The sequence below is a fragment of the Fusibacillus kribbianus genome (genome assembly GCF_030053595.1).
Lineage (GTDB): Bacteria > Bacillota > Clostridia > Lachnospirales > Lachnospiraceae > Lientehia > Lientehia kribbiana.
On sequence record NZ_JASGBQ010000003.1, the window covers coordinates 190521 to 197887 of the forward strand.

Genomic DNA, 7367 nt, shown 5'->3' on the forward strand with positions numbered 1-7367 from the left:
CAGATCTCAATAATCAGATTTCCTGTTCTTCTGTCTTCTTAAAAGCTCACGAATTTTTTTAGGGATGAACAATACTATATTTCCGATCCGGTAGGTCAGAGATCCATATATCCCCTCAATGTTTCGCTGCAGATTCTCAATGACCTCCGCTCTTTCCCAACTTATTTTCTCACTCATTTCATATCTTTTCTGCATTTCTTCCAATTCTTTTTCCTTGTTCCCCATCATTTGCCGTTCCGTTTCTAAAATTGTATTCGCTTCCCTGATTTTCTCGGAACAATCCATGCATATTTGATTAGCATATGAATTCGTAGTAAAAATTTTCTGAATTGCCCTCCGGATAATATGGTTTGAAGTAATTAACTGCTCCTTGTATTCCTCAACAGTGAGTTCCGGTGAATTTTTTGATACTAAAACCGACTGAAATATATCTTCCCATATTGCCGCAAAATCTATTTTTTCCAGGTCAAGTGCATAGCACCGTGCATTTGCTCCCAACTTATTACGCAAATTCTTATCATGCAAAAGCAATACAATAGCATCTGCTGCCGCAACAACATTCTTCCATTCAACCTGAAGAACTGCATTGGATTCATTATACAATGTCAAATACGGCATTTCATAAGACACAATCGGAAGACCTGCAGCAAAAGCTTCCGACGTCACCAACGGATACCCTTCACCATCTGAGGTAGAAAGAAACACTGACGCTTTGCTCAGATAATCAGGAATATTATTTGTAAAGCCCGTAAATAAAACTTTCTCTGTAACCCCCAGTTCTTCTGCCAGTAAAGCCATTTTCTTTGTAAGTATATCATTCATATATCCGCACATGGTCAATGTGACATCCGGTACCATTTCAGACACTATTTTAAATATTCTGAGCGCATCTTCTGCATTTTTCGACGAATCATCAATTCTTCCAACCCAAATAATATTATGTGATGTCAAATCAGACACCTTTTGTTCTGACGGTAGAAAAGAAAGTGGATTATGGACCTTATGCACATTGGAATTAACCATTCTCCAATATACCTCATCCGATGTGGACAAAACAACCATGGCATCTGCTTCTGCATATTGGTATTGTGTGTCCAGAACATACGGATAACCATACATTACTCCAACGCCATAAGAACCATGTGCATATACTACACAATACGCCCCCGCATATTTAATTGCACAAATATCCCAAAACAAATTCAAAGACAGCCATGCGTTATGGATCACCAAATCAATATCTTTTTCTTTTATACATCGGATTAATTTATTTACATGTACCATTACCCCCTGACAATCTTCCATATCAGAAGGCTCATATAAAACATATCTCTCTACACCTAGAGGGAGTTCGTAATCCAGTTCATTTACTTCTTCATTTGTAATGATGATTACTTTATAACCACAAGCTGCAAATATCTTTGCGAGGTTACTCATTACATGTTCGATTCCGCCATTATAAAATCTATAATAATAAATACCTATTGTTTTTATTTCTTTTTTATCTGTCGGAAATGCCTGCTGCACACTAAATATTTCTGACGCCTTTTTACAATCAGTTCCATACTTCATAATTAGATTTTTCAACAGTTCTTCCTGACATACCATCTTTTCTGCCATCTTTTCTACCATATTGTTCCAAACCAATTATTCGCAAGTATCGTAATGCATGCTCACAGTGTTGAAAACAATTTCGCCTTTCTGATTTTTCGCATAACAATGGAGCCAATAATCCCCGCCTTTTTCCGGTTGCCAACTGACCCAATTACTGTCACTCCAGTCACTAACCAGACTCCAACTTTCGTTTTTAGTATCATATGCTAACCACTGATACTGTACTCCAAGCTCATCAGACGGTGTTACAACCATTCCGGCCAGTACTGGCGCACCCGGTTCATACTCCGGCACATAGATTCCTACTGCTTTGAATTCCGGTTCCCTATAAGTGATGCCAACTGTACTGGATACTTCTTTTCCTTCCACATTTCTCGCTTTACAATGAAGCCAGTAATTTCCTCCCCGTTCCGGTTTCCAGCTGACCCAGTTGCCTTCACTCCAGTCACTGATCAGGCTCCAGCTTTCTTTTTCTATGTCATACGCCAGCCACTGATACTGCACTGCCTCCTCATTCGACGGTGACACAGCCATTCCGGCTGATATCGTTCCACCTGCCTCATACTCCGGCACGTAGATTCCCACTGCCTTGAATTCCGGCTCTGTATAGGTGATGCCGACAGTACTGGATACCTCTTTTCCCTCTGCGTTTCTCACTTTACAATGAAGCCAGTAATTTCCTCCCCGTTCCGGTTTCCAGCTGACCCAGTTGCTTTCACTCCAGTCACTGACCAGACTCCAGCTTTCATTGGCTATGTCATAAACCAGCCATTGATACTGTACTGCCTCCTCGTTTGGCAGTGACACAGCCATTCCGGCTGATATCGTTCCACCTGCCTCATACTCCGGCACGTAGATTCCTATTGCTTTGAATTCCGGTTCCCTATAAGTGATGCCAACTGTACTGGATACTTCTTTTCCTTCCACATTTCTCGCTTTACAATGAAGCCAGTAATTTCCTCCCCGTTCCGGTTTCCAGCTGACCCAGTTGCTTTCACTCCAATCACTGATCAGACTCCAGCTTTCATTGGCTATGTCATAAACCAGCCATTGATACTGTACTGCCTCCTCATTTGGCGGTGACACAGCCATTCCAGCTGATATCACTCCTCCTGCCTCATACTCCGGTACATAAATGCCTACCGCTTTGAATTCCGCATCATCAATAAAATCAGGGCGCACAATTCCCCAAAGCGTTGAGTATGACCAACTCATGGCTACGCAGCCTGTTGTTCCGGAAATATTCTGATCCACCGAACGGAAGCCATTTACATCAGCAGACGTAATGATTGCCACATGTCCATAACCGCCCCCGCCTGTCGTCCATACTGCGATGTCTCCTGGTTCCGGAATAAAACCGTTATAATACCGGATCCTGCTCCACCCGCTGGGCAATGCATTCGTCGCATAATCTTTTCCATTCCCCCGAACAGGTTTCTCACCAAGGTACGCATAATAATACTTGATTAAATCTACACATTGAGCACCGTAAGCACCATCGTAATCCAGAGCTTTTCCGATCTGAGCAATTGCCCATTCTACTGCCTGATTTCTACTGCAAGTCACATATGCTTTTGCATTCACTGTCCCAAATAAACCGCTCAGAAGTATCACTCCTGTCAGCATTCCAAGTAATTTCTGTTTCATTCGCTACCATCCTTTATCTCTCATGTATTTATATGTTGCATTCATTGATTTTAATCTCTTCTGTATTCTGTATATTCTCAATCACCTCTGCTGTTTCCCGATTTATTTACTCGCATGTCTCGTATCTTTTCCGCATTTCTTCCAATTTTCCCCCGTTTTCGTCCGGGATTGCCGTTCCAGTTCTAAAGCTACATTTGCAATATAAATTTTCCCGGAACAATTTGTCAAGACTTAATTAGCATATGAGGGAGGATACCACTGTCAGAGCAGGTCTTCCAGCTGTTCCAATAACTAATGCAGTATCTCCAGATAAGTACCTTCAGTTCTTCGATCGTCATCCTATCGGTATCATAGCGGTCAGAGTATAATCCAGTGAATGTACACAGGTCTACTTTCATTTTCAATTCCATTTCAAGATTGAAAATACTAAGATAGAAGTAATCGAAGATAGCTAATACATAGAGTTTTCCATCCTTCGCTTCTCCTGTATACAGTTCTTTCACCGGGTATAATGACTCCTTCCAGATATTTGTTAATTCAGCTTAAAAACCTTGTTAACGCTATTCATATCTGGTATACTAAAAAAAATCCAAATGGAATCTACTATCATCATTCTATCAACGAGGTTTAAATATGTCTACCCTAATTAGTGTTATCATGACTACTTACAATAAAGACGAATATATTGCAGAAAGTATTCAAAGCGTATTAAATCAAACCTATGAAAATCTTCAATTAATTATTGTCGATGACGGTTCAACTGATCAGACTGCCGATGTTGTTCGTTCTTTTTCAGATCCTCGTATTGAATTTTATCAGCTTCCAGTGAATGGACATATTGCATATGCCACTAATTTTGCATTCACAAAAATCCGCGGAGAGTACACAGCTATCATCGACAGTGATGACATATGGGTTGAAACAAAACTTGAAAAACAGATGGAATATCTACAGCTACACCCTGAGCATCACGGTTGTTTTTCTTGGCTTGACATTATTGACGATGATGGTAATCTAATCAATGATCAATTATCGGACTTAAAAAATTTATTCGCAGCTCATACCGATACCCGTGAAGATTGGTTAAGATTCTTTTTCTTCATGGGGAATCGCTTGAACAACCCATCTGCTGTCTTTAAAACAAGTACGATTTCTCAAATCGGACCTCATAATTTATTTTACAATCAAGCGACCGATATGGAATGGTGGGTTCGTTTTACCCGTCATTATTCTTTCGGGATCTTAGAAGAACCCCTGACGAAATATCGTCGATTTTTAAAATCTGACAGAAATAATAGCGGTATTTCAGAAGAACACAATACCCGCTTCTATAATGAACATATGCACATCCGTTATCATTTTTTTGATGATATGGATGATGAATTATTTTGCCGCACTTTCCGGCAATATTTCCGTAATCCTTATGCTCAAACACCGGCTGAACTAGAGTGTGAAAAGGCATTTTTAATATGTCTAAGCAGCAAATATTCTCCTGACGGGATTTATAATCCGCTTGGACTATTGAAAATAGAAGAACTCTTATGCAGGCCTGAAACATCACAATTGCTTAAAGAACATTATCATTTTTCCACAAAAGAATGTAGCCAATACACCGGTCATCATTTATATAATGATTCGGAGCTTCAGCATTCCTATAAATCATTATGTGATGCTTTTCAAAAATCCACTGAAGAAAATATTGCTCTACAATCACATATAGATGCATTAAAACAACATATTCAATATACAGAACGTAAAAATAAAGCTTCTCTATTCAGATTCAAAATGTGTGAAGAGAAATATCAAACTGAAATCTGTTATGTACAAGAACAATTATATGAGACCCAAAAACAACTACATGACACTCAAGAACGCTTAAGCGCTTCTTTCGTAGTTCTAAATACGATTACAAATTCAACCTGTTGGAAAATAACAGCTCCTATCCGACGATTGATAGATTTTTTCAAATCAATAGTCGCTCACAAATAATTGGATACCACAAGGAGAGTTTTTATGAAAAAACGTTTGTTCTATTTAGATTTTGTACGCACTATCGCCACAATAAGCATTCTATTAACCCATTATAACGCACGTTTTCTCGAATACTATATGCATCCGGCTATGCCTGACCGGGCAATCATTACTTTATTTCCCTTCAACATTTATATCGGTGCCTTTGGTGTAGCTCTTTTCTTCATTATCTCTGGTGCTGCCCTTATGTACACCTACCAATCCCAATGTAGTTTAAAGGATTTCTATTCTAAACGTTTTCTTTCCATCTATCCAATGTTTTGGATAGGCTATATCCTGGTCTTTCTGTATTATTTTTATGCCTCCAAACATCTACCATATCTTTCTGTACCTAAGCCATATTTTCTGGTAACTCTCCTAGGCATGGATGGATATTTATCAGGAATACTTCCTTCCTATTACCTTATCGGTGAGTGGTTTCTGGGCTGTATCATTTTAATCTATCTGATGTTTCCGCTTCTTCGGAAATTAGCCCTTAGCCATCCATATCTGTTGTGCATTGGTGCGTTGCTTCTTTATCTGCCATTTACCTTTTGGATTCAGGTTCCTAATTTTCTAAGTTCCAAGCTTCTTATGGTTCGTTTACCAGAAATTATCTTTGGTATGATATTCGTATTGAAAATTAAAAGGGTTCGCTTCTGGATGGTAATCCCCAGTGTTTTGATTTTGATTGTAAACACAATCTTTAAACCAACCTTCCCAGAAAGCTTTCAAACCACTTATATTGGTATCAGCTGTTTTCTGATACTTACCTACGTTTCCGCTTGGTTTGATCGGCCGTTTTTCCGCTCTGTCTGTAGCATCATCAGCAAATACTCTTATGCCATCTTCCTGACACACCACGTAATCATCGACGAATTGGCTAACCGCTTTCCCATGACAGAGTTGGTCCGCTCTGAGCGTTATATGTTATTTTTCCTCTGCTGTTTCATTACAGCAATTGCCTCCTGGATTCTCTATCATCTTAATCGTAAACTTTTAATAGCAATTCGTAAAATTCGCTCCGGCGGAGAAAAAATTGCTTAATATAATACTTGCAAAACTTCATTGAATGATAGTACACGTTCCAAACTCCAAAGTTTTTGCATGCTTATATTTTACACCAACGGGGCTGTCGCATCAAAGGTTAATTAGACCTTGGATGTGGCAGCATCTTTTTGCTCATTTCTTGCATTTCATGGTGGACAACTTTCTCTCTTTTGATGAAAAAGATAGTGTCAATAGTTTTTCGCAAATTTAATTTCTGCCGTTCAGCAGATGGCAGTTAACCGGCTATGATATCAGACAGCAGGTCATCCTCTGGTTTGGAAAGGTGATCCATATTCATGTAGCGTCTGGTTCCCCATTGGGTTCCGGCTACATGGCGTAATCTGGCACATACGAGCATCAGAGCACTTTGGCCGTCAGGAAAAGCGCCGATTGCTTTGGTTCGGCGTTTGATCTCTCGATTCAGCCGTTCAATGGTATTATTGGTCCGGATTCTGGTCCAGTGCTGTGTTGGAAAGTCCATGTAGGTTAGAGTTTCTTCAATGCCATCCTGTAGCTTTTTGGCGGCAGAACTAAGCTTCATTTCCTTCAGTTTTTCAGCAACCTGTCGTGCCTTCTCACGTGCTGCTTCCTTGCTCTCCTGGGCATGAATGGCCTTTAACATCATGGCTACAGCCTTCATCTTATTACGTGGAGTAACAGAGAAAATGTTCCAGTAAAAATGGACAGTACAGCGTTGATAATGGGCATCCGGAAATACTTCTGGTATGGTTTCAAGCATTCCGAGATTTTTATCTCCGATGATCAGGCGGACTCCAGTTAAGCCTCGCTCTTTCAGCCATACAAAGAAGGATCGCCAGCTCTCCTTGTCTTCTTTCATCCCTTCAGCTGCACCGATGATTTCACGGCATCCATCGTTGCTGACTCCAATGGCAACAAGGATAGAAACGTTTTGGATTTCACCGCCCCAACTGCGTTTCAGATAGACGCCATCCACATAGACATACGGATAGCTGCCGACCAATGGGCGTGTACGCCAAGTTTCGATATGCTCATATGCCTTTTTATTGAGGTTGCTGATAGTGCCT

General features: G+C 40.1%; 5 protein-coding genes. 2 read left to right on the forward strand and 3 right to left on the reverse strand.

Annotated elements, in window-relative coordinates:
• Window positions 1-6: 6 nt before the first annotated feature.
• A complete protein-coding gene (locus tag QJ036_RS03915) occupies window positions 7-1620 on the reverse strand; it encodes a glycosyltransferase (protein WP_283230135.1) in 1614 nt (537 codons plus the stop codon).
• A 27-nt stretch (window positions 1621-1647) separates the two neighbouring features.
• Window positions 1648-3261: a CHAP domain-containing protein gene (locus QJ036_RS03920; protein WP_283230136.1), complete on the reverse strand. Its 1614-nt coding sequence runs from the start codon at window positions 3259-3261 to the stop codon at window positions 1648-1650.
• 633 nt (window positions 3262-3894) lie between these two features.
• On the opposite strand from QJ036_RS03920, the gene QJ036_RS03925 reads away from it, so the two are divergent.
• Both QJ036_RS03925 and QJ036_RS03930 read left to right on the forward strand, forming a co-directional pair.
• Complete coding sequence (locus tag QJ036_RS03925) at window positions 3895-5250, forward strand: glycosyltransferase family 2 protein (RefSeq protein ID WP_283230137.1); 1356 nt, start codon at window positions 3895-3897, stop codon at window positions 5248-5250.
• A gap of 24 nt (window positions 5251-5274) precedes the next feature.
• Window positions 5275-6318: an acyltransferase family protein gene (locus tag QJ036_RS03930; RefSeq protein WP_283230138.1), complete on the forward strand. Its 1044-nt coding sequence runs from the start codon at window positions 5275-5277 to the stop codon at window positions 6316-6318.
• 238 nt (window positions 6319-6556) lie between these two features.
• On the opposite strand, the gene QJ036_RS03935 is transcribed toward QJ036_RS03930, so the two are convergent.
• Window positions 6557-7367: IS256 family transposase (locus QJ036_RS03935; protein ID WP_283230139.1), on the reverse strand; the 811-nt coding region annotated here is incomplete at its 5' end.